This window comes from Halalkalibacter alkalisediminis, assembly GCF_028610705.1.
GTDB lineage: Bacteria > Bacillota > Bacilli > Bacillales > Bacillaceae_D > Halalkalibacter > Halalkalibacter alkalisediminis.
Genome location: NZ_JAQQWT010000006.1, coordinates 235,021 through 259,925 on the forward strand (window position 1 = coordinate 235,021; position 24,905 = coordinate 259,925).

23 protein-coding genes and 3 other annotated features are annotated in these 24,905 nt (G+C 39.7%); of the genes, 2 read left to right on the forward strand and 21 right to left on the reverse strand.

The window, feature by feature from the left end:
• Positions 1-16: 16 nt before the first annotated feature.
• The 10 genes from PQ474_RS11895 to PQ474_RS11940 all read right to left on the reverse strand — a co-directional run bounded on the left by PQ474_RS11895 (position 17) and on the right by PQ474_RS11940 (position 13,695).
• Positions 17-670, reverse strand: a complete 654-nt coding sequence (locus PQ474_RS11895; protein WP_273843383.1) for a lysophospholipid acyltransferase family protein — start codon at positions 668-670, stop codon at positions 17-19.
• Positions 671-868: 198 nt separating this feature from the next.
• Complete coding sequence (locus tag PQ474_RS11900; RefSeq protein WP_273843384.1) at positions 869-2,575, reverse strand: long-chain-fatty-acid--CoA ligase; 1,707 nt, start codon at positions 2,573-2,575, stop codon at positions 869-871.
• A 339-nt stretch (positions 2,576-2,914) separates the two neighbouring features.
• Positions 2,915-3,328 carry a DUF350 domain-containing protein gene (locus tag PQ474_RS11905; RefSeq protein ID WP_273843385.1) on the reverse strand — a complete coding sequence of 138 codons (414 nt, stop codon included), beginning with the start codon at positions 3,326-3,328 and terminating at the stop codon, positions 2,915-2,917.
• Between the two features lie 14 nt (positions 3,329-3,342).
• Entirely contained in the window at positions 3,343-5,703 is a 2,361-nt protein-coding gene (locus tag PQ474_RS11910; RefSeq protein WP_273843386.1) for an endonuclease MutS2, read from the reverse strand.
• Between the two features lie 27 nt (positions 5,704-5,730).
• Positions 5,731-7,443, reverse strand: coding sequence for a DNA polymerase/3'-5' exonuclease PolX (gene polX, locus PQ474_RS11915; protein ID WP_273843387.1), 1,713 nt, complete (start codon positions 7,441-7,443; stop codon positions 5,731-5,733).
• A gap of 507 nt (positions 7,444-7,950) precedes the next feature.
• Complete coding sequence (locus PQ474_RS11920; RefSeq protein ID WP_273843388.1) at positions 7,951-8,490, reverse strand: CvpA family protein; 540 nt, start codon at positions 8,488-8,490, stop codon at positions 7,951-7,953.
• 1 nt (position 8,491) lies between these two features.
• Complete coding sequence (gene zapA, locus PQ474_RS11925; RefSeq protein WP_273843390.1) at positions 8,492-8,767, reverse strand: cell division protein ZapA; 276 nt, start codon at positions 8,765-8,767, stop codon at positions 8,492-8,494.
• Between the two features lie 354 nt (positions 8,768-9,121).
• A complete protein-coding gene (gene pheT / locus PQ474_RS11930; protein ID WP_273843392.1) occupies positions 9,122-11,545 on the reverse strand; it encodes a phenylalanine--tRNA ligase subunit beta in 2,424 nt (807 codons plus the stop codon).
• Between the two features lie 13 nt (positions 11,546-11,558).
• Positions 11,559-12,593 (reverse strand): phenylalanine--tRNA ligase subunit alpha, encoded by a 1,035-nt coding sequence (gene pheS, locus PQ474_RS11935; protein WP_273843394.1) that lies wholly within the window; start codon positions 12,591-12,593, stop codon positions 11,559-11,561.
• Between the two features lie 48 nt (positions 12,594-12,641).
• Positions 12,642-12,877 (reverse strand) — a binding site (T-box leader).
• A gap of 62 nt (positions 12,878-12,939) precedes the next feature.
• On the reverse strand, positions 12,940-13,695 hold the full coding sequence (locus PQ474_RS11940; RefSeq protein ID WP_273843396.1) for a TrmH family RNA methyltransferase: 756 nt from the start codon (positions 13,693-13,695) through the stop codon (positions 12,940-12,942).
• A 128-nt stretch (positions 13,696-13,823) separates the two neighbouring features.
• Between PQ474_RS11940 and sspI the strand changes: the two genes are divergently transcribed.
• Positions 13,824-14,030 (forward strand): small acid-soluble spore protein SspI, encoded by a 207-nt coding sequence (gene sspI, locus PQ474_RS11945; protein WP_273843398.1) that lies wholly within the window; start codon positions 13,824-13,826, stop codon positions 14,028-14,030.
• A gap of 240 nt (positions 14,031-14,270) precedes the next feature.
• Here the strand turns inward: sspI and PQ474_RS11950 are convergent, their stop codons facing one another.
• Both PQ474_RS11950 and PQ474_RS11955 read right to left on the reverse strand, forming a co-directional pair.
• A complete protein-coding gene (locus PQ474_RS11950; protein ID WP_273843400.1) occupies positions 14,271-15,356 on the reverse strand; it encodes a M42 family metallopeptidase in 1,086 nt (361 codons plus the stop codon).
• 85 nt (positions 15,357-15,441) lie between these two features.
• On the reverse strand, positions 15,442-15,930 hold the full coding sequence (locus tag PQ474_RS11955) for a dUTP diphosphatase (protein ID WP_273843402.1): 489 nt from the start codon (positions 15,928-15,930) through the stop codon (positions 15,442-15,444).
• Between the two features lie 181 nt (positions 15,931-16,111).
• On the opposite strand from PQ474_RS11955, the gene PQ474_RS11960 reads away from it, so the two are divergent.
• Entirely contained in the window at positions 16,112-16,492 is a 381-nt protein-coding gene (locus PQ474_RS11960) for a sigma-w pathway protein ysdB (protein WP_273843404.1), read from the forward strand.
• Between the two features lie 125 nt (positions 16,493-16,617).
• Here PQ474_RS11960 and PQ474_RS11965 read toward each other — a convergent pair whose 3' ends face one another.
• From PQ474_RS11965 to dnaI, 9 genes are all read right to left on the reverse strand, one after another.
• Positions 16,618-17,199 carry a TVP38/TMEM64 family protein gene (locus PQ474_RS11965; protein ID WP_273843406.1) on the reverse strand — a complete coding sequence of 194 codons (582 nt, stop codon included), beginning with the start codon at positions 17,197-17,199 and terminating at the stop codon, positions 16,618-16,620.
• A 40-nt stretch (positions 17,200-17,239) separates the two neighbouring features.
• A complete protein-coding gene (locus PQ474_RS11970; protein WP_273843408.1) occupies positions 17,240-17,494 on the reverse strand; it encodes a DUF1294 domain-containing protein in 255 nt (84 codons plus the stop codon).
• A 78-nt stretch (positions 17,495-17,572) separates the two neighbouring features.
• Positions 17,573-17,932, reverse strand: a complete 360-nt coding sequence (gene rplT, locus PQ474_RS11975; RefSeq protein ID WP_227936640.1) for a 50S ribosomal protein L20 — start codon at positions 17,930-17,932, stop codon at positions 17,573-17,575.
• A gap of 30 nt (positions 17,933-17,962) precedes the next feature.
• Entirely contained in the window at positions 17,963-18,163 is a 201-nt protein-coding gene (rpmI, locus tag PQ474_RS11980; protein WP_210595099.1) for a 50S ribosomal protein L35, read from the reverse strand.
• A 44-nt stretch (positions 18,164-18,207) separates the two neighbouring features.
• Positions 18,208-18,711: a translation initiation factor IF-3 gene (infC, locus tag PQ474_RS11985; protein ID WP_035662857.1), complete on the reverse strand. Its 504-nt coding sequence runs from the start codon at positions 18,709-18,711 to the stop codon at positions 18,208-18,210.
• 102 nt (positions 18,712-18,813) lie between these two features.
• Positions 18,814-18,942, reverse strand: a sequence feature (ribosomal protein L20 leader region).
• A gap of 356 nt (positions 18,943-19,298) precedes the next feature.
• Positions 19,299-21,230 carry a threonine--tRNA ligase gene (thrS, locus tag PQ474_RS11990; RefSeq protein WP_273843429.1) on the reverse strand — a complete coding sequence of 644 codons (1,932 nt, stop codon included), beginning with the start codon at positions 21,228-21,230 and terminating at the stop codon, positions 19,299-19,301.
• A gap of 53 nt (positions 21,231-21,283) precedes the next feature.
• Positions 21,284-21,517 (reverse strand) — a binding site (T-box leader).
• Positions 21,518-21,582: 65 nt separating this feature from the next.
• Entirely contained in the window at positions 21,583-22,443 is an 861-nt protein-coding gene (gene ytxC / locus PQ474_RS11995) for a putative sporulation protein YtxC (protein ID WP_273843432.1), read from the reverse strand.
• Positions 22,444-22,764: 321 nt separating this feature from the next.
• The gene (gene mqnC / locus PQ474_RS12000) at positions 22,765-23,877 is read right to left on the reverse strand and encodes a cyclic dehypoxanthinyl futalosine synthase (protein ID WP_273843435.1); all 1,113 of its coding nucleotides are present in this window, start codon (positions 23,875-23,877) and stop codon (positions 22,765-22,767) included.
• Positions 23,878-23,975: 98 nt separating this feature from the next.
• Positions 23,976-24,905: a primosomal protein DnaI gene (gene dnaI, locus PQ474_RS12005; protein ID WP_273843436.1), complete on the reverse strand. Its 930-nt coding sequence runs from the start codon at positions 24,903-24,905 to the stop codon at positions 23,976-23,978.

Consider the following 24,905-nt stretch of genomic DNA (forward strand, 5'->3'; position numbering starts at 1 on the left):
TCATCAAATTAAACGATCACACTGGTTTATTCGTACATGCTTGTATTTGTTCTCTGACTTCTTCAGCCCAAACTTTCACGTCTTCTTTTGGCTTTTGCAAAGGAAGTATCGTCAGAACGACATGTCCTGCTGAGATTTTCCCGTTGTTTTGTTCCATTAGTTGAAAGGAACCTGAAATGGCAACAGGTAATATCGCTATCTTTTTTCGCTTCGCTGCCCTAAACGCACCTGTTTTAAATTCCCCTACTTGATCACCTTTACTACTTGTTCCTTCTGGAAAAATACATAGAACATCGTCAGTTAATTTCGTTTCCTCAATTTTTTGGTCGATATCTCTAATGGCCTGTCTTGGATTTTGACGATCAATAAACAAACACCTTTTTAGTTCCATCCACTTACTTCCTATCGGGATTTTCCGCAATTCCTGCTTGGATACAAACCCCATTCCTGAATGAACAAACCCTAACAATAACGGAATATCAAAATTACTTTGATGGTTAGCGATAAGAATATAAGGTTCATCCGTCTGAAGATGTTCCTCTCCTCTTACTTCCACTGTTGAACCTGTAATTTGGACAAGATTCCTCATTAGTTTTTCTGCGATCTGATCTGTTTTTTTCGCAACAAGCCTTTCATTCTTTGACAATAATCTAATATAATAGCGTTGCATCGGTAAGTGACCTAATAGAAACCACACAATACAAAAATAAAAACGAACTGTTCTTCATGCTAAGCGAACCCCCCTCCTATTGAAACAAGGAGTAGTATAGCATAATTCATTCGCTAGCAATGAAAAACGCTAGAGATCGTTTCTTAACTCCCTAGCGTCTTCAAGATGCATCACCATGACTCAGGCGCACAAAAAAATTTAATTATTGCTTACTTTCTCTTGTGATTCCTGTTTCTGCTTTTCTTCTTCCACAAGTACTCTTCGCAAAATTTTACCAACTAGAGTTTTAGGAAGCTCATCACGGAATTCATAGAGTCTTGGTACTTTATAAGCCGCTAAATTCTTACGACAGTATTCGTTCAGCTCTTGTTCCGTCATTTTTTTTCCTTCTTTCAAGACAACAAAAGCTTTGACGGTTTCTCCTCGATACTCATCAGGAACACCAATAATAACTGCTTCTTGAATTGCCTCATGCTCATATAACACTTCTTCAATCTCACGAGGATAAATGTTAAATCCACCGGCTATGATCATATCTTTCTTTCGATCAACAATATAAAAATAGCCTTCATCGTCCATATAACCCATATCCCCTGTCATGAACCAATCTTCGTTAAATACTTTTGTTGTTTCTTCAGGGCGATTCCAATAGCCCTTCATCACTTGAGGACCTCTAATGGCAATTTCTCCTACTTCGCCTATATCTGCAGGTTCACCTGTTTCTGCTGAGATCACAGTGGCTTCTGTATCTGGCCATGGAATACCGATGCTACCCGTTTTACGTTTACCCCAAATCGGTGTCGATATCGCAACAGGAGAGGTTTCCGTTAATCCATATCCTTCAACAAGCTTTCCACCTGTAAGTTGCTCAAACTTTTGTTGGACTTCTAAAGGAAGAGGAGCGGCCCCACTTAAACAAGCTTTTATCGATGACAGATCGTGATCTTTAATACTAGGGTCATTGATTAGAGCGACATACATCGTTGGCGCTCCCGGAAACAGTGTAATCTTTTGTTTCTCAATTGTTTTTAATACATCTTTCGTATCAAATTTAGGTAAAATCACCGTTGTATTCCCATTCATAATGGCAAAATTCATACTAACTGTCATCCCATACACATGAAAGAACGGCAGAACAGCTAAACCTTTTTCTTGTCCTGGTGTCGTTTTGTATGTCCAATGAATACATTGCAAGGTATTGACCACCAAATTTTTGTGGGTGAGCATGACTCCTTTTGCAGGTCCTGTTGTTCCACCTGTGTATTGCAAAAGGGCTAAATCCTCAGCTGGATTCATCTCTACAAGTACTTCGTTTGGTTTTCCTGCTTTTAAAAATGGTTTGAAGGCAATGGTTTTGTGATTGTATTCGATATCTACTTTTATGCCTGTAGTTTTCTTCTGTACGAAAGGATAGAGCAAATTTTTTGGGAATGGTAGATAGTCTTTAATGCTTGTTACAATGACATGTTCTAGATTGGTTTTGGAACGTACTTTTTCAACTCTGGAAAATACGAGATCCAGACAAATAATGACCTTAGCACCTGAATCAATTAATTGATGCTCTAACTCTCTCTCAACATAGAGAGGGTTTGTTTGGACAACAACAGCACCGATCATCAATGCCCCATAATAACTAATGACTCCTTGTGGACAGTTCGCAAGCATGATAGCCACACGATCACCCTTTTTCACTCCGAGTGATTGCAACTGATTCGCAAATTGCTTGGCTTGTTCATACAATTCTGTGTATGTCATGTCCTTCCCTAGAAAATGAAGAGCTGTGTTATTGGCATATTTACTAGCTGATAGCTTTAAGTAATCATGCAGGCACCCCTCATCGTAATCAATGGAATGTGGAACTTCCTCGGGATAACTGTCTAGCCAGATCTTTTCAACCGTTGTCATGACTATCTCCTCCTTACCATTTTGTTCTTACTCCTTTCTCATAAATCAATCTCCTCTTACACCATTGTATTGTAATCGCTTACATATTTGAATCATTTTTTGACTTTTTTCAGAACTTTTTTTCAAATGAGTAGACAACTGCCTATCCAAATGACTTTTCTAGTACCATCGAAACCCTATAATAACAGTAAAAAAGCTGTTTTAGGATTCCCCTAAAGCAGCTTTTTTTCTTTTTTACGGTGCATAAAAAATCATAAAAATAATTCCTGCCAATATAAATGCTCCGCATGCTACATATAAAATCTTCATTAACCGTTCCATTAGCGAAATCGACTCCTTCTACCTTGCAATAATGCTCGCCCCGATGACATAGGATAAACCAACAGAAATGATCAGCGCGATGAATCCGACAGCCCGATTATCTCGTTCAATTTCTTCATCTACTTTAAAATTGGGTGTTAAAAACTCAAACATAAAATAACTAAAAAGTAACAAGAAGAAACCAAGCACTCCCCATCCAAGCATCATGAGGAGAGAATCAGAGTACTCAATGGAGTGTCTGAAAATATTGGCTACACCAAAGATCTTTCCACCAGTTGCAAGTGCTACAGCTATATTGCCTTTTTTAATCTCTTGCCAGTTCTTGTATCTTGTCACTAGCTCAAAGATCGCCAAGAATAAAATAATAGCTAGGAGAGAGACGCTGTAGTAAGCGGTTGTACGAACCCATTCATATTCAAAAAGTGCTTCCATTCATCTCGCCTCTCTTATTTTAGTTCGACAACGGTGTTCCCAAGCCCACCTTCATTCATGCCACCATCTCGTTCATTTTTCACGTGTGGATGCTTTTTTAGTAACTGCTTAACTCCTTTTCGAAGGGCTCCGCTCCCTTTTCCGTGAATAATAGAAACTTGATGATATCCAGCAAGCAGCGCGTCATCAATGTATTTTTCTACCATCAGCATCGCGTCTTCAAATCTCTGCCCACGTAGGTCAAGCTCTGACTTAACATGATGATCATTGCCGCGTACCATTGCAAGAGGCTTGGATTCAACTTGTTTTGGACGATCTAAAAGTTGCAAGTCATCTCTTTTCACTTTCATTTTCATAATTCCCATTTGAACGTGAAACTCATCTTCACTTATTTTCTCTGCAATAAATCCTTTTTGTCCAAAACTTAAGACTTTTACTTCATCCCCATTTTGAATGTTTTGCTTGGCTTTAGCAGCTTCCTTCTTTATTTTCTTCTGCTTGGAAGTAAGTTTAGGTGCAGCTTGCTCGAGATGTTTTTTGGCATCAATGATTTGATGTTCTTTGACCGAGAGACCTTGTTTTTGCATCTCACGTAGCTCACCAATAATTAATTCAGCTTCATCCTTCGCTTCTTGAACGGCTTTTTCTGCTTTCTCTTCTGCCTCTTTAAAAATTCGTTCCTTTTCTTCCTCAAGTGCTTGCAATTGCGTTTCTAGGTCTGCTCGAAGTTTTTCTGCTTCTTTTCGTAATGCATTCGCTTCTTCCCAATCGGATTCAGCCGATTTTTGGCTTGTTTCAAGCGACTCAATCATTAGCTCAATTTGATTGGTTTCACTGTCTATTTGTTCTTTCGCCTTTTCAATTACACGCTCGTTTAGACCGAGTCTTCTAGAAATTGCAAAAGCATTGCTTCGACCCGGAACACCAATTAGCAAGCGATAAGTAGGGCGCAATGTTTCGACATTGAATTCCACACTTGCATTCATCGCTCCTTCACGATTATAGGCATAGCCTTTTAGCTCACTATAGTGAGTGGTTGCCACTACGCAGGCACCACGATTGTACACATCATCTAAAATCGAAATCGCTAAAGCGGCACCCTCTGTAGGATCGGTACCTGCTCCAAGTTCATCAAAAAGAACTAAGCTTTGAAAGTCAACTTTATCTAAAATATCGACGATGTTCGTCATATGAGAAGAAAATGTACTTAAACTTTGTTCAATCGATTGTTCATCGCCAATATCAGCAAATACTTGCTTAAATACAGCCATTTCCGATTCTTCTTCGACAGGCACATGAAGCCCCGATTGAGCCATCAATGTCAGTAGACCGACCGTCTTTAATGTAACGGTCTTCCCTCCTGTATTCGGACCGGTAATAATCAGTGACCGGTACGTTCCACCTAGTTCGACGTCAATTGGTACGACTTCATCATCCGCTAATAAAGGGTGACGTGCCTTCTTCAGAAAAAGAAAACCGTCCTCATTGAGCTTCGGCTCTGAGGCTTTGATTTGCTTGGCATACCGCGCTTTAGCAAAAATGAAATCAAGTACAGCAAGTGTCGTTAAGTTATGCAACAATTCATCAGCAATTTCAGCGACTTGCGCAGATAACTCGGTTAAAATTCGTTCAATTTCTCTTTTTTCCTTTACTTTCGCTTCACTCAGTTGATTATTTAACACGACAATCGCTTGTGGTTCGATAAACAAGGTCGCTCCAGATGCAGATTGATCATGAACAATCCCCCCAAAGGAACTGCGATATTCTTGTTTGACAGGAATAACAAATCGATCATTTCGAATCGTGACAATCGCATCTGATAGCATTTTTTGCGAGCTAGAGGAGCGTGTAATGCTCTCTAATTTGGAGCGGACAGAAGATTCATAGCTCCGGACTTGAGCACGAATCGTTCTGAGCTCAGGAGAGGCTGAATCCATTACATGTCCGTTATCATCAATACATTGCTTAATTTCTCGCTCAACGTCTGTTAGCGGTTCAATTTCTTCTGAAAGTACATATAGCAATGGCAGCGTAATTTCTTCTTCTTCCACCATCGTTACAATAAATTTTTTTAGTCGGCGGCCCCCGTAAATCGTACTTGCCACTTCCATCAACTCATGTGCAGCAAGGGCTCCCCCAATTTTTGCTCGTTTGGCATGTGGGGCAACATCGGTAATTCCTCCAAGTGGCGCTTGTCCTTTTAATCTTAGAACTTTCGCCCCTTCTGAGGTTTCCTGTTGCCACCTTTGCACTTCTTCTTTATCAGTAGATGGCTTTAACTCTGTAACCTTCTGCCTACCTAGAGAAGAGGACACATGCCCCGACAATTGCTTTTTCATTTTTTCAAATTCTAGTACTCGTAAGACTCGTTCCATCTTAGTTAGCTCCTTCTCTGCTAATCATCAATCGTGTCGTTTCAAGAATGCTTGTAGCTTTTCTAATGGCCACGTATTCATGACTGATTCTGCTTTTAGTAACGCTTTTCTTGCTACGCCTGTCCCGTAAGACATCAGTTCTAACGACTCTTTATTATGAGCATCTGTATTAATTGCAACCGTCACACCTGCTTCTTCTGCTTTTTTTAACCAGTGTGCTGCTAAATCTAATCGATGTGGGTTAGCATTTAATTCAAGTGCTGTATTTGTTTCTTTCGCTAATTCTATCAGTAACTCTACGTCGACATCATAGCCCTCCCGACGACCAAGTATTCGACCGGTTGGATGTGCAATTAAATCGACATGCTTATTTTCTAAGGCTGTTTTTAACCGTTTCATTATCGTAGCACGATCTTGTTGAAAAGAGGAATGGATCGCGGCAATGACAAAATCGACTTCTGCTAAAATTTCATCTTCATAATCAAGTGTACCATCAGGTAAAATATCCATCTCAATACCTGTTAAAATCGTAAAATCATCGTATTGTTCATTTAATGCTTTAATACGAACATGCTGATCTTTTAATCGTTCAATAGAAAGACCATTAGCGACACGTAAATATTTGGAGTGATCCGTTATCGCAATATATTGATACCCTTTTTGCCTAGCAGCCTCGACCATTTCTTCTATCGAATGAGCACCATCACTCCACGTTGTATGCATATGAAGGTCGCTAACAATATCTTCATCTGTCAAATACGTATACGAATGCTCGACTTCACCTTGATCCTCTCTCGCCTCTGGAGGGATAAAGTCCAAACCGAAGTGAGCGAAAAACTCTTCCTCTGTGGTGAATGTTTTTACTTCTCCTGTTTCAAGATACTCGACTCCATACTCACTGATTTTCTCTCCACGTTTTTTAGCTAGCTGCCTCATTTTCACGTTATGGTTTTTAGAACCGGTGAAGTGATGAAGCGTTGTCGCAAACTCTTCTGGTTTGACAAGTCTAAAATCAACAGAGATCGGAAAATCAATCGTTTCAATTTCAACAGAAACCTTTGTATCTCCGCTAGCGATGACCTTTATAATCGAATCTAGTTCGAGTAACTGCTGTTTAACGATTTCTGGCTCAGTTGTAGAAATAATGAAATCAAGGTCCTTAACGGTTTCTCTCATTCTTCTTAAGCTGCCAGCTTTAGAAAAGCGCTCTACGCCGTTCATTCTAGCTAGTGCCTCTTCTATCGCTTTAGCAAGTGGTAATACGGTCGGTAGCGCTAATCGGTCCGGTCTCTCACTTGCCTCTTGAATAGAGAGGAGAATTTTCTCTTCTGTTTTCTTTCCGAAACCAGCCAGCTTTTGAACCTCTTTAGCTTCACATGCATGCTTTAGTGTTTCCAGATCAACCACATTTAGTTCTTGATAGAGCTTTCCAATCTTTTTACCACCAAGCCCTTGTAATTTCAATAAACTTAACAAACCAGACGGTACCGCCTCCGCCAATTCCTCCATTAAAGAAGAGGTTCCTGTTTGTTTCAGTTCTAAAATAACTTCAGCTGTCCCTTTGCCAATTCCAGTTAAAGAAGCAGGATTTTCTATTTCATCTAATGTGCGCTCATCTGACTCTAACGCAAGCGCCGCTTTGCGATAAGCTGATATTTTAAAAGGGTTATCACCCTTAATTTCAAGATACGTTGCTATCAATTCCAGTTGTTTTATGACGTCTTTTTTATTCATCTTCATCGATCCTTTCTTTCTTACTCTCATCATACCGATAGTTGGTAGACAAAATCAACGAAAGTACTATAAGAAAAGCCGCAAAGCGGACTTTTCTTATAGGCAATGAGCGGAACCGTTGCCATTGTTTTAAGCATTTTAGGAGTGATCATCTCCTAAAAGACACGCAACGTGTGAAGCCATTGCCTCCTTCGAATAATCTTTCACGCTTCTCTGATTCACAACTAAAATTTTTTCTTTAAAAAAAGTCCGATTCAAAACACGTAAGCAGAGGTCACATGCAGAATCAGACTGTTTTTTTAAATTTATTGGGTTGTATGTGCAATAGTTACTCTTTGGACATTGGACATTGAAACAGTATGTTAGATTATCGATACCTTACAAACTGGTCATTGCAATGACTCCACTCACCTAGAGCGCCTTCTGAGAAGTTTCTCAGAAGGCTAAATCTCACATCGGTGCCGCTCATTTCAATAGTCTGTTCAAAAAGGTAAAGCCCTCCTTTTCGCCAAACTATAGCTGATTACTAATCCACAGTTCTTTCAACCATTCTGATAGGAAAGGTGTGTGATTCAGCATAAGCTGAACAACAATCGAGCCTTGCATAATCTCTTGAACAACTACAATCGGTAAAAGCGCTGCTACAAAAAGAAGCACAAACAAAATAAGATATGCTTCAATGAAACAAAAAATTCCACCAAGTAATTGGTTAACCGATCGTAAAATCGGTAAGTGTGCCAAGAAATCTAGCATGGAACCAAGTATATGTAGAACAATTTTTGTTCCAAAAAAGAGAATCGCAAAAGAAATCCCAGAGTAGTAAACACTTTCTGCGTTAAACGTATTAATAATCATTCCGACTGTACTGTCTGATGAGAATTGCGGATAAGGTACCCATAGTCGGATGTACGTAGCAAGCTCGCCAAAATACGTATAAGCGACAACAATTGCCACGACAAAACTAACGAGATGGATAATCTGAAGGATGAAACCTCTTCTTCTACCAATAAAGAAGCTACAAAATAAGATAAATAGAATTAGAAAGCTAAGCATGTTATTCGTCTCCTGTCGTTCTTTGCTGCTTTACTTTTTCGTTCAACATTTCATTTTCCTTTTTCAGTTTTATATAATCATCAACTATGTTAACAGCTGTTAATACAGCTAAACGTGTAGTATCGAGATAAGGGTTTCTTTTTTTTATTTCTCTCATCTTCTGATCAACTGTTTGAGCCACTTCTTTCACGTGTGCGGGAGGCTCTTCACCGACGACTGTATATTGTTGACCATATATCGAAACCGTTATCTTTTGCTTTTCGTTTCGTTTTGACACGGAAAAGCCTCCTATCTACAAGTCATTCCATATGTTGTAATCATCTAATAAAATCCTACATTCTATCATACCATGAAGGTTTATTTATGGAAACATCGGTTTTAGAAGAAATTTGGAAATTACTGAATCTTATTGAATGATGTAGTCAATTTATGGTCTGGGCTACTTGATTTATTAGTCGTTTTCCTTCCTTTTTTGTAAGATTATGAAATCATAAATGTAAATGGTGGTTTTACTTATCTTTCCACCTTCTACTTTCTATGACCAGCATTAAAAAAAGGCTGCCGGTAAAGGTTCATTATATGACCTTTACCGACAACCTCGTTTACGTTAGGGGGCACTAGGAAGGCAATATTAGCCTCTTAGCGTAGCCCCTACATGTTCTTCCACCATTTTCAACACTTCTGTATGAACCTTTGTCACTTCTTCATCTGTTAACGTTCTTTCTGGATCTAAATAGGTTAAAGAGAAAGCAAGAGATTTCTTTCCTTCTTCCATATGTTCTCCTTCATATAAATCAAACAGACGAACCTTTTTCAGTAACTCGCCACCAGCCCAACGGATCACGGTTTCGACTTCTCCTGCCGAACGGTGCTTATCAATGACAAGTGCAATATCACGGACCATAGCTGGGAACCTTGGTAGTGCTTGATAAACAACTGCCTTAGCTTCATGGTTAAGGAGTGTGTCTAACTCTAATTCATAGACATACGTTTCTTTTAAGCCTAGTTCCTTCTGCTTAGAAGGATGCACTTGACCAATAAAACCAATCTCTTGACCGTCTAATTTCACAAGAGCTGTTCTTCCCGGATGTAAATCAGGTAGAGTGGCTTGTTCAAACACAATTTTAGCTTCAATTCCAAGCTCCTTGAACAAGTTTTCAAGAATGCCTTTACCAACAAAGAAATCAACTGCTTTCTTCTCTGCTTGCCATTCGTGCTCGAGCCACATTCCTGTTAGGGCACCCGTAACCATTTCTCGTTCAGTTGGTTGATTCGTCAATGTTTCTTCGTTACTTAAGAAAATGGATCCAATTTCATAGACATGAACGTCTTGATTTTTCCGGTTGAAATTATAGCTAAGTACATCGAATAAATGTGGAATGAGACTCGTACGCATTGTACTACGGTCTTCACTCATTGGCATCGCTAGTGTAACAGGGGTTTGATTCTTTTCAAACGCGAAGCCTTTCGCTTTTTCTGGACTTGTTAACGAATAAGTGATGACTTGCGATAAGCCTGAACGCTCTAGCACACGACGAACATGACGTCTTTTCTTTTGATAGTCCGTTAACGCCCCTTGAGTCGTTGCACCAATAGGAAGCGTTGTTGGAATATGATCATATCCATACAGTCTTGCAACTTCTTCCATTAGATCCTCTTCAATTTGAATATCAGAGCGACGGGATGGAATCGTCACATTTAACACTTCTCCATCTATTTCATACGTAAACCCTAGGCGATCCATGAATGATATGGCTTCATCAGTGGATACGGACATTCCTAAGCGGTTATTCACACGGTTTAAATCAAGAGCGACAGTTGATAGTTCATAGGATAGAATATCTTGTTCCACTACGCCAGATACAATCGTTCCACCAGCTAGTTCAGCGATTAATGCCGCTGCTCTTCGGCCCGCCGCTAGGACGCGGTCTTGAGCGACTCCTTTTTCATATCTGGTACTCGCATCACTACGAAGTCCTAGATCTCGTGAAGCTTTACGAATCGTTGCTCCTTTAAAATAAGCAGCTTCTAGTAACACAGTTGTCGTGCCTGCGTGTACTTCAGAGGTCGCTCCACCCATGACACCTGCAATCGCAACAGGCTCCTTGCCATTTGTAATCACAAGATGATCGCTTGAAAGCGTGCGCTCTTGATCATCTAATGTCACAATCGTTTCTCCATCGTTCGCACGACGAACGACGACTTCCTTCGAACCAAATCGATCATAATCAAACGCGTGTAATGGTTGTCCATATTCAAGTAACACATAGTTCGTAATATCAACAACATTGCTAATTGGACGGATTCCTGCGGCCATTAGACGGTTTTGCAACCAAAGTGGTGACGTACCTACTTTCACATCCTTGATGATGATTGCCCCATAATAAGGATTATCTTCCGTTGCTTCTACCTTTACATCAATATAGTCTGAAGCTTCTTCTTCGTTTGTTTGAACGTCAATAGTAGGGAGCGTGACTTCTTTTTCATATAATGCTGCCACTTCATACGCCACACCTAACATATTTAAACAATCAGCACGGTTTGGAGTTAAGTCTAGCTCAAGAACTTCATCATCTAAGTTAAGAGTAGCAAGTGCGTCGCTTCCGACTTCCACTTGATCGCGGAACACATAAATACCTTCTGCATATTCTTTTTGTACAAGCTTGCTATCAATCCCAAGCTCTTGCAACGAACAGATCATCCCTTGTGAGACTTCGCCACGTAGCTTCGCTTTTTTAATTTTAAAATTACCAGGAAGAACAGCCCCTACTTTCGCTACAGCTACATGTTGACCAGCCGCTACGTTCTTTGCTCCACATACGATTTGAACAAGCTCTTCTTCGCCAATATCAACCTGACACACATTTAACTTATCGGCATTGGGATGTTGATTGCACTCTTTAACAAAGCCAACAACCACTCCTGAAATTCCTTGGTTTAACTGATGAACAAAATCAATCTCAATTCCACCGCGAGTCATTTTCTCCGCGATATCGCGTGCGGAATGCTCTTTTACATCTACATAATCCTGTAACCATTTATATGAAACTAACATCGAAACTCCTCCTTTACACCCGTTTAAACTGTGCTAGAAAACGCACATCATTCGTATAGAAATGACGAATATCATCAATATCGTACTTTAACATTGCTAAACGCTCTACACCCATACCAAAGGCAAATCCACTATATTTTGTTGAGTCAAAGCCACTCATCTCTAATACTCGTGGATGAACCATTCCAGCCCCAAGTACTTCAATCCAGCCTGACTGTTTACAAATACGACAACCTTTTCCGCCGCACATTCCACATGACACATCCACTTCAACAGACGGTTCTGTAAACGGGAAGAAGCTTGGACGCAAACGAATCGAGCGATCTTCGCCAAAGAACGATTTCGCAAATTGTTCCAATACACCCTTCAAATCACTCATGCGGACATTTTCATCGACAAACAAACCTTCAATTTGCATGAATTGGTGGGAATGAGTCGCATCATCATCATCACGACGGAATACTTTTCCTGGACAAATGACTTTAACGGGCCCTTTTCCCTTATGTAATTCCATGGTTCTTGCTTGTACAGGTGAAGTATGTGTGCGAAGTAACAGTTCCTCTGTAAAGTAAAATGAATCTTGCATATCACGTGCAGGGTGATCTTTCGGCAAGTTAAGAGCTTCAAAGTTATAATAGTCCACTTCAACTTCAGGACCTTCCGCAACGGAGAATCCAAGACCTAAAAACGCCTCTTCTACTTCTTCTACTACTGCTGTAAGTGGATGACTCGATCCACTTTGTACTGGACGTCCTGGCAATGTGACGTCAATGCTTTCATTCGCTAATTGCTTTTCAATTGCTGCTTCTTCAAGTTCTGCTTCTTTACGATCCACTTCTGCTTTGATGGCATCGCGAACCTCATTGGCCATTTGTCCAATCAATGGACGTTCTTCAGCAGATAGTTTTCCCATGCCACGCAATACTTCCGTAATCGGACCTTTTTTCCCTAAATAAGCAACTCTTACATCTTGTAGCGCTTTAACATCTTCAGCTACAGCGACTTTTGCTAATGCCTCATCTCGCAAGGCTTCTAATCGTTCACGCATCAAAGTGCCTCCTTCATTTTGAACAAAATAAAGAGCCCTCGCTCCCGCAAAAGGGACGAAGACTCGTGGTACCACCCTTAGTTAATAATCGATAGACTTCTCTAATGACTATTATCTTCATTGCTGTAACGGTCGAAACCGGAACACCTTTACAAGTAAGTCTTGTAGTCCAGTGCCTGCTCCAGAGTGAATTCTGCTTTCCCTTCCATAAAGATGCTTTCAGTCTAGACATCTTCTCCCTGCATGGTGGTTAAAAACGTACTACTCTCTTTCTTCGCATTTAAAATATACATTTGATTTTTTTATTATAGTGAATGTTGTACTCTTATGCAACTTTCTTTGACAATTACCCCTTAAAATAATAGAGCAAGATCCCTGTTGCTACCGCCACATTCAAAGATTCTGCTTTCCCATGAATCGGGATGTAAATATTTTGATCGGTCATCTCCAGTAAGGAAGCAGACATGCCCTCCCCCTCATTGCCCATAATGATCGCAAACTGAGCTTGAGGCTCTATCGCCGTGTACGAACTAGCTCCTTGAAGGGATGTTCCAAATACTGGAATCATCGCATGTTTTAAACGCAAGACCCACTCTTGTAAATTACCCTTCATCACAGGTAGATGAAAAATAGAACCTTGTGAGGCTCTGATCACTTTACTGTTAAACACATCAACACTACCCTCACCAAGGATCACACCTGTCATACCAGCTGCATCAGCCGTTCGAATCATCGTTCCTAAGTTTCCAGGGTCCTGCACCCGGTCAATCAGAAGAAACTGTCCTTCTAACCTTTCTACATCCGGTTCCGACGGCAAAACACAGACAGCTGCAATCCCTTGCGGTGTCTCTGTTTCTGAAAGTTCCTTCATGATTTGATCACTTACGATAATAACATCCTCATTTTGCAAAGATAAGGTTGCTGGCGGATTGGCTCCTTCTGTTAAAAGAATATACTCCACTAGCTTCTGTGCCTTTATAGCCTCTTCGACAAGATGATAACCTTCTATAAGGAAACGTCCTGTTGTTTCTCTACCTTTTTTCGTTTTTAATTTCTTCCATCGTTTTACATGTTCATTTTTGACTGAATCAATTCGCTTCATCTTCTACTCCTTTAGACCCTACTTTCTCATTTCATCCATCATACCCATTTTTTTCGTCATAATCCAGTCCGTGCTGTTACATACTACTAACAGAATCATCATTTTCACAAAAAAAGGAGTGTATACTTATGGGTTTTAACTTACGCGGTGCCATCATGGCCAACATTCAAGGCAGCACACAAGAGGATGTTGAAGCAACAATTGTAGATGCCCTTCAAAAAGGCGAAGAAAAGATGCTACCAGGCTTAGGCGTTTTATTCGAAGTGTATTGGAAAAACGCTAGTGAGCAAGACAAAGAAGCGGTTTGCCAACAAATTAGCCAAGGGTTGCAATAAGGAAAAGTGAGCTTGTCCCTTCTTCGGGATAAGCTCTTTTTGGTGGAGGATGCTTGAACGGTTGCTGCTCTGCTCCTCACCTACCTCTTTTAACCTTTAAAATCAGCATTAACTTCATTAAACAAAAGTTTGTTTAGTGAGCTATAAAGCCTAGTTTACAACCTTGTAGAGTTTTCATAGACTCTCAACAACAAAAAAAAAACCGAACTTCATCATCATGAAATTCGGTTCCGACACAAATTAATTGTACGTCATCTTCTCAACTGTTTCCTGATCAAGCTTCTTGATTACTTCAACAATCAATTTCACTGTATTTTCATAATCATCACGATGGAGCATCGCTGCATGTGTATGAATGTAACGCGTTGGTACGGTAATCGATAACGCAGGAACTCCATTGGCTGTTAAATGAATGGCTCCAGAGTCTGTTCCGCCTCCTGCCATCGAATCAAACTGATATGGAATATTGTTTTCATCCGCTGTATCAGTAACAAAATCACGTAAACCTTTGTGAGAGATCATAGACGCATCGTAAAGGACAATTTGTGGACCGTCGCCCATTTTAGCCAATGCTTCCTTTTCCGTCACTCCAGGCGTATCTCCTGCGATCCCTACATCTACTCCAAAGCCAATATCTGGTTGGATTAAGTGAGCTGATGTACGTGCACCACGTAAGCCAACTTCTTCTTGCACTGTTCCTACACCATAAACCGTGTTAGGATGGTCCACTCCTTTAAGCTCACGCAAAACGTCAATCGCAATCGCACAACCAATTCGGTTATCCCAAGCTTTCGCCATTAATAATTTTTCATTTTTCATCACAGTAAATTCGCAAACTGGCACGACAGAATCACCTGGACGCACGCCGAATTCCTGTGCCTCTTCTTTACTTGTTGCTCCGATATCTATGAACATGTCTTTCTTATCTACTGGTTTCTTACGAGCTTCAGGTGCTAAAATATGTGGAGGCTTTGAACCTACTACACCAGGAATATTCCCCTTTTTCGTCATAATGGTCACGCGTTGCGCAAGCATAACCTGCTCCCACCAACCTCCGACTGTTTGAAAGCGAAGAAATCCTTTATCATCGATGCTTGTAACCATGAATCCAATTTCATCAAGGTGACCTGCCACCATAATTTTAGGACCGTCCGCTTTCCCTGTTTTCTTTGCCACTAAGCTACCAAGCTTATCCGTTGTGACCTCATCAGCAAAAGGAGTTATGTATTTAGTCATGACTTCTCTAACTTCGCGTTCGTTCCCCGGAATGCCATTCGCATCCGTTAAATCCTTTAACATTTGCAATTTTTCATCAAGCTTTGTCATCCGTATAGCCTCCTCAATTATCAAGTCTCTTTAAGTATACAGAAAACTATTTCGTTACTCAAATTAATCTCATCATTTCAAGATGTTAATATCCGTTATCTTGTCTCTCATGATTCACTTTATTCTTTTCTAAATAGGCTTCTTCCATTTCCACATATGTAAAGCCTAATTTATGACCTAAAGCAAAAAAGGAGTCCATGAATGGTTGAAACTGTTCCTCTAACTGATTTACATTTAGTTGTTGTGCAAGGTGTAGCACTTGTAGAAAATGATCTGTTAGCTTTTCTTTTAGGTCAAATTCTTCTTTTACCGATACGTTTTTATAGCCGAGGCTAAGTCCCAACGTAAGGGCGAAATGCAGCCCGTCTACATACTCTTCTAAAATAACCGTGCGTTCTGAAGAAGGCTTGCGACTCCAATATTTAAAGCATCTTGTTTCATTCGCAAGTTCCCCTACTTCCACGATGAAGGCTAGGAGTTTCTCCTGGAACAAATCTTGTCCCGTAAGTTGGTGTTCTTCAATAATTCGATCGTTTAATTGTTCTTGTATGGAAAATAATGTGTTAATGTCCACGTAAATCCCTCCTCATCTGCTTATTATAACAATCAGAAAACATTTACAACAATATTTCCAAAAAAAAACGCAACCAATTACAAGCTTACTCGTATTAAATAGTAGAGACTTTACTTCTATAAATGGAATATGGCAAAATCAAGTTAACACTCTAAGAAGAACCTCATAAGGAGGCACCTAAATGGTTATTTTATTTAGATTGCTATTATTAGTAGCTTTCATTGTCCTAGCCTATTCAGCCTTTAAATACTTGTTTCACCCAAGGAGAAAACTAGAACAAGCACACGAACGTAAACAATTTTTCTTTTTTGATGATCATAAGGATGTACGCAAAAACTTCTTGATTACGTATAAAGGTGTGATGTTCGAAGGAGAAAAGTACTTAGGCACCACTGATCAATCATTTGAAATTATCTCCATCTATGTATGGGCTAGACAAACCAACCAATTAACAGGCTTTAGTAAGGAAGATTTTCAGTTTATTGCTGATGATATTCGTTTACGGTACCCGAGTGCTAAAATAGAATGGAAAAGCCCGATTAAAGAACTCCTTCGAAAATAACGGTGAGAAGAATCTATCATTAATAGGAGATACTGTTTCCCTTTTTTCAGTAGGTTTGTTGAGATCCTATTTTATTAAATACAGAAAACCCTCAGTCTATCGCTCAGACTGAGGGTTTTATCGTATCAACGTTCATTTCTTTTTAGTGAAAAAAAATCATTCCAACTAATATTTGTTCGTTTTTTTCGAAAAAAGAGAAACAAAATGGCTAAGAATAACGCAAATATAAGAGTCCCTGCCAGTGGCAATTCATGAATCATATCACCAAAAGCTGTGTAAACCAACGCAGGGGGAATACTGACAAGGAACGAATATTTCGAATATGTTTTTAAATCTTTTGTTGACTCAATTAAATATAACGAAATCAAATGAAAATGGACAAAGGGCATTAATCTCATGATCATCATCTGCGGAACGGTTAGTTGATGCTTTCCTTTCAGAAAACGCTTCTTAAGCTTAGTCAATTTTTCTCTCATACTAGGTAAAATATGAATGAGGCCGTAAAAGACTATACTCACTGATGTAAGACCAATCATGGAATAAATCGATCCATACAACGTACCGAATAAATAACCACCTAAAAGACAAATAACCAAGACGGGTATGAAAAGAATTTGTCTGAAAACATGGAGTAAAACGAAGAATAGCGGAGCCAGCCAGCCACTTTGTTCAATAAACTGAAATGAGCGATCAATAAATTCCTCCATACTTTTGGCCTCCTCTCTCTCTAATCTATGCTGAGACAAACTATAAGATGAAGACGAGTATTCCAATTTGAACGAAAAGAATAATGGGGATCCCTATTGTAAAACTAGCATGCTTGGTTTTATGCCGAAATGACTTCATTCCTGTATAAATCCCTAAGCTTCCTCCAAAAAGTGCCAATAAAAACAACGTTTTTTCAGGTATCCTTCTTTGTCGCTTTTTGGCTCGGGTCTTATCTGAACCCATGGTGATATAAGCTATAAAATTAATGATTACCAGATAGACTGTGAGAATCATTTTAGACACCCCCATTATTCTTTTCTATAGAAATGATAAATAATAAAAAAAAGCGCGACGAATGCCGCGCTTTCTTCATTATGCGTTAAGACTTGCTTTTGCTTTGTCAGCAAGTTGTGCAAATGACTTTTCGTCAGTGATTGCAAGTTCAGCAAGCATTTTACGGTTTACATTGATCTCAGCAAGCTTTAAACCGTGCATGAAACGGCTATAAGAAAGACCATTCATACGAGCAGCTGCGTTGATACGTGTAATCCATAGCTTACGGAAATCACGTTTCTTGTTGCGACGATCACGGTAAGCATAAAGTAATGACTTCATTACCTGACCTTGTGCAGATTTGAATAATGTATGTTTAGAACCGTAATAACCTTTAGCTAACTTTAGAACTTTCTTACGACGACGACGAGCGACATAACCGCCTTTTACTCTTGGCATCGAAGTTCCCTCCTTCTATCAAACGATCAATTATTTTTTGTACGTTAACATTGAGCGAATACGCTTAAAATCGCCAGAAGAAACCATTCCAGCTTTGCGTAATTTACGCTTTTGCTTTTGTGACTTGTTACCGAATAAGTGACTAGTAAATGCGTGTGAGCGCTTCAGCTTTCCAGATCCAGTCTTCTTGAAACGCTTTGCAGCACCACGGTGAGTTTTCATTTTTGGCATAACTCAGGTCCTCCTTTAATCTTGTTACAAGCTAGGGTGAAATGTTACTTTTCAGCTTTCGGAGCAAGCATTAGGAACATGCTACGCCCTTCCATCTTAGGCATTGATTCTACCACTGCAACATCTTCACATTCTTTTGCTAAACGCTCTAATACTTTTCTTCCGATTTGAGAATGAGTGATAGCACGTCCACGGAAACGGATTGCCACTTTCACTTTATCTCCTTTTTCAAGAAACTTACGAGCGTTACGAAGCTTTGTATTGAAATCATTATCTTCAATCGTTGGGCTCAAGCGAACCTCTTTTACATTGATGATCTTTTGATTCTTACGCGCTTCTTTTTCTTTCTTTTGTTGTTCATAACGGAATTTTCCGTAGTCCATAATACGACACACAGGTGGTTTCGCAGTCGGAGCAACACAAACTAAATCAAGATTAACATTTTGAGCCATCTCAAGAGCTTCTTGTTTTGACTTTACACCAACTTGATCGCCATTTGCTCCAATAAGACGTACTTCACGTGCACGAATCCCTTCATTGACCAACATGTCTTTACTAATAATGAGCCACCTCCAAAGGATTTTAACGAACCAAAGCAATTTTATAAGCATTGCTACTAATTACATAGTAGCGTGAATGCACCTCATTTAAGTACAAAAAAAGTGTAGGCGCAATATATACGCCCACACTTATCTCATTTATCCAGAAATGAAACGTTTTATACCTGTAAACTGCTATATGCGTCACCAGGTGAGAAGCGGGCGCTTCTGCTTGCTTTGTTTCTCATGTTTAATTGTTTACTAAACGACTATATCATACCCATTAAGAGGTGTCAAACTTTTCTTAGCGGCCGACCTATATTATATTAACGTCTAACTCGCTAGAAAGCAATGACTTATTTCAACAAAGTTGAATAGAAAGTATTTACAACAATCTCGAAGGAGAGATTTCGTTCGTTTTAGTAGAAATTGATCTTTTTGAAATGATCGCCTCTTGGGCCACGTGCTTGCAATAGCTACACTCGCTGCGCGCCTCTCTTTAGAAATGCACTCAGAGAGGCTTAATTCCTTGCAGCGGCTACGCCCATTGCTTCGTTAGAACAAAAAGGTAAAGTTCGACCTTTTTGTTCTAACTACTACTTTCTAGCTTCTGTTTTCATTTGTTCTACAAATTGGTCTAGCGAAACGGATTCTGAGTCTTGTTCACCATATTTACGGATATTCACTGCTGATGCTTCCATTTCTTTGTCGCCTAGAACAAGCATATATGGAATTTTTTGCATTTGTGCTTCGCGGATTTTGTATCCTAACTTTTCATCACGCTCATCAATTTCAACTCGCACACCCACCGCTTGTAAGCTCTCTTGAACTTTTTTCGCATAATCAAGATGGACATCATTTGATACAGGTATGATTTGCGTTTGGATTGGAGCTAACCAAGTTGGGAATGCCCCTTTGTATTCTTCGAGTAAGAAGGCAACGAAACGCTCCATTGTTGATACAACACCACGGTGGACAACAACTGGGCGATGCTGCTGTCCGTCTTCACCCACGTACGTTAAATCAAAACGCTCAGGTAATAGGAAATCCAATTGAACCGTTGAGAGGGTTTCCTCTTTACCAAGAGCTGTTTTCACTTGTACATCAAGCTTTGGACCATAGAACGCAGCTTCTCCTTCCGCTTCAAAATACTCGATATCACCAAGCTCATTCATCGCATCTTTTAACATGCTTTGAGCCTTTTCCCACATGGCATCGTCATCAAAGTATTTTTCTTTATCTTCAGGATCACGATAAGATAAACGGAATTTAAAGTTCTCAATGCCAAAATCTTTGTATACTTCACGTATTAAGTGAACGACACGAAGAAATTCATCTTTAATTTGATCAGGACGACAGAAAATATGAGCATCATTTAATGTCATTCCTCGTACACGCTGAAGACCTGAAACGGCGCCAGACATCTCATATCGATGCATCATACCAAGCTCAGCAATACGAAGAGGCAATTGGCGATAGCTTCTCATCTCTTGCTTATATACCATCATGTGGTGAGGGCAGTTCATCGGACGAAGCACGAACTCTTCATTATCACGCTCCATTACCGGAAACATATCATCCTTATAGTGCTCCCAGTGACCAGACGTTTTATAAAGCTCTGAGCTTCCTAAAATAGGCGTATACACGTGTTGATAGCCAAGTCTTTCTTCTTTATCAACAATATAGCGCTCGATAATACGACGAACTGTTGCACCTTTAGGTAACCATAGCGGTAGACCTTGTCCCACTTTTTGCGATAGTGCAAAAATACCTAGTTCTTTTCCTAACTTACGATGATCACGCTCTTTTGCTTCCTCTAGCAAGCGTAAATGCTCTTTTAAATCTTCTTTGTTGAAGAAAGCTGTTCCGTAAATACGTTGCAGCATTTTATTTTTACTATCGCCTCGCCAATAAGCACCAGCTAGGCTAAGTAACTTGAATTCCTTAATTTTATTCGTTGATGGGATGTGAATACCACGGCAAAGATCGAAGAATTCACCTTGCTCATAAATCGTTAACATTTCTCCCTCAGGAATTGCTTCAATAAGCTCGAGTTTATATTCGTCACCCATTTCTTTATATTTCGCAATGGCTTCTTCTCGAGTCACTTCAATACGATTCAATTCAAGGTTTTCAGAGATGATTTTTTTCATTTCCTTCTCGATCTTAGGTAAGTCCTCTGCCGTGATCGATTGCTCAGAATCAATATCATAATAGAACCCACCTTCAATGACTGGACCTACACCTAGCTTCACATTTTCAAACAAACGTTTAACGGCTTGTGCCATAACGTGTGCCGTACTATGACGCATAATTTCTAAAGCCTCATCTGAGTCTGGCGTCACAATAGCAATTTCACCATCTTCCGTAATAGGTGTACGTAAATCAATCAATGTATGATTAAATTTTCCAGCGATTGCCTTCTTCTTTAATCCCGGGCTAATGGATGCAGCAATATCTTCTGTTGTTGTTCCACTTGGAAACTCCTTCACTGCACCATCTGGAAACGTAATTTTTACAACGGCCATACTTGTCCACTCCTTCAAAAGTATAAAATAAAAAACACCCATCCCTTCATAATAGAAGGGACGAGTGTAGTTCGTGGTTCCACCCTTGTTCGAGACAACTAAAAAAACAAAGCAGTCTCCTCAAGATACAATGTAACGGTTGATACCGGCATTAGATAGTCCACAGATGTGTTTCCCTAACGCAGTTCAGAGGTGGTAAGAACGTCATTCTAGTTAGGAAGCTCTCAGCAATACTTCCCTCTCTGCAAACCGATTTGAACGTCTCATGTCCTCATCAAGACTCTTTCTCATATTGACTATGATATGTAGTATTATAGGGAGCCTTGTATAGAAAAGCAAGTTTTTCCAAAAGTTAATTCCAATCTTGTTCGTACGCCTTCAGTGGAAAGAGCTTCATTCTTTCTTGAAAAATGGCTTGAATGGATAAAATGACACCATGATCAGGGTCATCCGTGAAAACATGAACAAGATTTGGGACCATACTTACTAATGGACTAATGACCATGTCCTCGATGTCTACCTCTTGTTCAAAAACTAAATCGTCTTGTAAATGAAAAAGAAGTTCCTCTCTCGTCATACGACGGAAATGTTCATCATAAAACGTAAATCCACCATCATGAACCAGATAAACGAGATCAAGTTTCGATCTTTTAAATTGAACAAATTGGCGGAAATCCTCAATCATATTTTGATATTCTTGTTCTAGCATGTACTCATCGATGGCTATTTCTACACAATCAATTAGAATTTCACCATAATCCCTCAATCGAAAAGTGAGAAAAGGTTCATAGTAGAAAGTCGTTTCTTCTTCTAGATGCTTCGCAAAAGCGTCGTAAATAAAAGCTCTCCTATTAAAGAATGGCTTCATTTGTGGCAAATCATTTCGATCGCCTTCTAAAATAGAGCGAGCAATCGTTAAAATTTGCTCCTGTTCTTCATTGTCCTTGAAGTAAAACATGTTTTCAATAATATCTAATAACCACTCATCTTCTTTCGTACTAATCACATAATCGGTTAACACAGATGCAAGTAGCGGATGAAACGAATCATAGAAATCAATATGCTTGTGTTCATAGTTGAGAATAATCGTGTCATCCCCTTCTGCTTTAACGGCTCCGCCTAAGCCGTATGCAGCGTACTTTTGGATATACGCTGTCAGCTGACGAAATAGCTGCTTGCAATCTTGTTCTTGTTCAAAATGGATTGCTATCAACGCTTACTCCCCCTTACATATAACGAACACCTCATGTGGGTACATCTTCTTGTTTCCCTTTTCAGACAGGCTCTACTTTCATCCTATGTTCGGGTTTTGAAAAAATGATAACTAAAATGATTTTATGTAGGTCGATCTGAGCATGCTACTTATCTTGACCATAATTCTTCTCTAGCTTTTTCGCCTCTCATTCTTTTTACAGCAACTCCTGACTACTTTTCGGCAACTTCCTCCTGCTTTCCAGCAACTCCTCACAAACGATCCAGTACAAAAAAAAGAGCCTCGCTCCCAAATCCATGGGGCCAGACTCTACCAAAAAAATTAATTTTGCATAATAAAATCTTTAGCTGCTGTTTCTTCTCCGTCAAACACACGAAGGATGTTATACTTTGTGTTACGCTGTGCTGGAATTTTACCAGCCTCACGAATTAGGCGAAGGATTTCATTTGTATTCACTTTATGGGTTGTGCCCGCAGCTGATACAACGTTTTCTTCCATCATCGTACTTCCGAAATCATTACATCCGTACTCAAGTGATAGTTTTCCAACCTCTGGTCCCATTGTTACCCAAGAAGATTGGAAGTTTTCAATATTATCGATAAAGAGACGTGAGATCGCAACGTTTTTTAAGTAATCACGTGGAGTTAGTTTTTCCGTTTTGTACATACCCGTATTCTCAGGTTGGAATAACCATGAAATATATGCTGTGAAACATTGTGTTTCATCTTGAGCATCACGAATTCGTTGCATGTGAAGCGCACGCTCTTCATAAGACTCGCCAAAACCAATCACCATCGTAGCCGAGCCGTGCATTCCCACACGTTTACTCGCCTTCATAGCCTCAATCCATTGTTCCCAAGTGATTTTCAAACGGCTAACACGAAGCCTTGTTTCTTCTGTTAAGATTTCTGCCCCACCACCAGGCATGCTATCAAGACCTGCTTCATGTAGTTCTCGTAACACTTCTTCTACTGACAAACCGGATACTTCTGCTATTTTCCAAACCTCAGCTGGAGAGAAAGAATGCATCCAAATGTCAGGGAAGCGTTTTTTAATCTCTTTTAATAAATCGGTATAATAGCTAAGAGGCAAGTCAGGGTTAGTCCCACCTTGCATAAGAATTTCAGTTCCATCAACGGCCTGTGTTTCTTCTATCTTTTTAAAGATAATATCATCACTTAATACATATCCTTCTTTATGTCCTGGCGCACGGTAGAATGCACAAAAGCGACAATAGGTATCACAAAAATTTGTATAGTTAACATTACGTCCAATGACAAACGTCGTAATGGGTTCTGGATGCCATTTTTTCATGATTTGATTGGCTGCTGCTCCCATTTTTTCCACTTCGTCACTCTCATAAAGAGCAATCGCATCTTCCATTTGCAAGCGTTCACCATTCAGCGCACGTTCTAATATCGCATCAATGCTCATGTAGTACCCTCCGCAATAATCAAAATATGATACTCTCATCCTATCATAGTTACCTCTTTCAGCAAAGAGAAGAACCTTCAATTGGAAGAAAGTTCAACTTATCTAGAACGTCGATTGGCACCCTCAACATTCACAAATGTGGTGAAATGCTTGATCCGTTCCATAATTCGTTTTGCTTTTAATTCTTCAATACCGCCTCGTTCTGAATAGGAGAGATGATCTTCTAATTCATCATAATCATAATTAGATGTAAATAACGTTGGAAGGTTCTCTAGCATTCTATGTTGTAAAATAGCCCCTAGCACATCATCTCGAATCCAACCAGAAATCGTTTCCGCTCCAATATCATCAAGAATCAGGACTTGCGCTTTCTTGACCATATCAATTTTTTCTTGAAATGTCCCGTCTCCGATAGAAGACTTCATTTCTCTAAAGAAATCGGGTGTATAAACGATATACGTTTCAATTCCTCTATCACGTAATTCATTTGCGACTGCACCCATTAAATGTGTCTTTCCGACTCCAAATTTCCCGTAAAAGTAAAGGCCTTGTCCATCCTCACCAGGGTTCGCTCCTAATGCAAATGCCAGAGCTTTCCGACTAGCCTCTTCACGCTCATGGTCGCGATCTAGTCGATCAAAAGTAGCTTTAAGAATATCTTTTGGTACATATAACGATTTGATTAATTGTCTTTGTTTACGAGCACTCTCTTCATTTGTTTTTAACGAACACGGATGATACCTAAGGTCTAATGCTTTTCGCGTGACCATTAATTCTGGTTGATACCCCCTCATCATGTTCGGACAATTGGAGAGGCCAGGACAATCATGACAATGATGAAGCTCCTTTTGTAATTCATATAGCTTAATTAAGCCTTGCTCAAGCATCTCGTCCGTAACCGAAACTTGATCCAATGCTTTTTTTACAATGGGATCCGCAAGCAAGGAATTTCTCGCCTCGTTTAACCTCTGTTGAAATTTATTGTTATCTTGACTCCATTGTTTCAATGCAGATTGAATGGATTCCAT